Annotated in this window: 3 protein-coding genes; 2 read left to right on the top strand and 1 reads right to left on the bottom strand. The window is 66.1% G+C overall.

What is annotated here, in order from left to right:
• On the bottom strand, window positions 1-228 hold a 228-nt coding region (locus CAPSK01_RS21520; protein WP_273702936.1), incomplete at its 3' end, for a hypothetical protein.
• 49 nt (window positions 229-277) lie between these two features.
• On the opposite strand from CAPSK01_RS21520, the gene CAPSK01_RS02345 reads away from it, so the two are divergent.
• Together CAPSK01_RS02345 and CAPSK01_RS02340 are read left to right on the top strand one after the other, a co-directional pair.
• Window positions 278-463, top strand: coding sequence for a hypothetical protein (locus CAPSK01_RS02345; protein WP_034921857.1), 186 nt, complete (start codon window positions 278-280; stop codon window positions 461-463).
• Between the two features lie 200 nt (window positions 464-663).
• Complete coding sequence (locus CAPSK01_RS02340) at window positions 664-1,746, top strand: chemotaxis response regulator protein-glutamate methylesterase (protein ID WP_034921855.1); 1,083 nt, start codon at window positions 664-666, stop codon at window positions 1,744-1,746.
• Window positions 1,747-1,949: the final 203 nt, after the last annotated feature.

Below are 1,949 nucleotides of genomic sequence, written 5' to 3'. Positions count from 1 at the left end.
GCGCCACCGCGGCGCCAGCCGGCCACGACTTCGAACGCTTCTGAGAAAAGGTCGAGCCATGCGCGAGAACACGCCCCCCCGTCCGGCCGGCGGCCCGGTGAACGCGGCGGCCCGGTCAACGCCGCGGCCGCCCTCGACGCGGCGCAGGCCGCCGCCATCCCTCACCTTTCTGCTCGGCGGCGAGATGTCGCCGTCGCCATCCTCAACGTCAAGGAGGTGACGGATCATCCGGTAACCGTCCATGCCGGGCAGCAGCAGATCGGGAGGGTGCCGGCCGATGTCGATCAGGGCGGCGAAACTCGACCGTTCCCAAAGCGTCGCGCCGCTGCCGCAAGGACTCGACCGCCTGACGCGGAATGCGGCGGTGGCCAGCGCGGGTTTTCCAGGCGCCGAGCTTGCCCGCCTCGACCCAGAGCTGAACGGTTTATCGGATTTGCCAATAAAGTCGCAAGATAAAGTCTAAAGTGGCAAAATGAAGTTGACGTGTCGCCAAAAAATGATAATCTACTTATCAATTTTTGGCGACCCTTCAATTTCAATGCCCTCTCCGACTTGCCCGACCCTTCTCGTAAAACCGGAGTCAAGCAAATTGTTCCCGCAAACTGAACTCTCCCCCCGGATGCCGACCAGGCGTGACACGCCCGACTACCCGAGGTCTCGGCCATGAGCAGGAAAATCCAGCTTCTGATCGTCGACGATTCGGCGGTCGTGCGCCAGGTCGTCGCCCAGGCGGTGGCGCGGGCGGCCGACATCGAGGTCATGGCGACCGCTTCCGACCCCCTGTTTGCCATGGAGAAGATGCGCCACCACTGGCCGGACGTGGTCATTCTCGATATCGAAATGCCGCGCATGGACGGCATCTCCTTCCTGCGCAAGCTGATGGCCGAACGACCGACGCCGGTGGTCATCTGTTCGTCGCTTGCCGAAGCGGGCAGCGAAACGCTGATGCAGGCCCTCGCCGCGGGCGCGGTGTCGATCATTACCAAGCCGAAGTCGGGGCTCAAGGGCTTTCTCGAGGACTCGTCGAACGACATCGTCGCCGCCGTGCGCGCCGCGGCGCGTGCCAACGTCCGCCTCCTGCTGCGCCCGGCGCCGCCGCCCCTGGCTGTGCCGACCGACCGGCCGCTGCATTCGGCCGACGTGATCCTGCCTAACGGGGCGGCGGCAATGGTCAAGACGACCGACAAGGTGATCGCCATCGGCACCTCGACCGGCGGCACGCAAGCGCTCGAAGCCGTCCTGACTCGCCTGCCGATCACGGTGCCGGGAATCGTCGTCGTGCAGCACATGCCGGAACGCTTCACGGCGATGTTCGCCGAACGGCTGAACTCGCTCTCCGCGATCGAGGTCCGCGAAGCGAAAACCAACGACCGCGTGATGCCCGGCCGCGCCCTGATCGCTCCCGGCGGCAAGCACATGATGCTCAAGCGCAACGGCGCGCAGTACCACGTCGAAGTGGTCGACGGACCGCTGGTCAATCGCCACAAGCCCTCGGTCGACGTGCTCTTTCGCTCGGTCGCCCGCTTCGCCGGCAAGAACGGGCTCGGCGTCATCATGACCGGCATGGGCGACGACGGTGCGCGCGGCCTCAAGGAGATGCGCGATGCCGGCGCCGCGACGATTGCGCAGGACGAAACCTCCTGCGTCGTTTTCGGCATGCCGAAGGAAGCGATCAAGGCCGGCGCCGCCGAACGTGTGCTGTCGCTCGACCAGATCCCGGGGGCGCTGGTCGCCGCCGACCGCTGACCACCCCGTCGCCAAGTCCTCGGAGCCAGAAGGAACCGTCATGGAACGTTACGACATCCTGCCGAAGATCGCCGCCGAAATCGACCGCGGTGCGGTCATCTTTCCGACCGGCGCGCAGGTCGCACTGACCGCTGCGCTACGGTCATGAAACTCCGGCACAGCGGCCAGACGGCCGCCATGGCACCCGGCTTCCGGCCGCTGGC

It is taken from the genome of Candidatus Accumulibacter vicinus (genome assembly GCF_000584955.1).
Lineage (GTDB): Bacteria > Pseudomonadota > Gammaproteobacteria > Burkholderiales > Rhodocyclaceae > Accumulibacter > Accumulibacter vicinus.
Note: the sequence above shows the minus strand (reverse complement) of the source record. Positions and strands in the feature narration are given on the sequence as shown.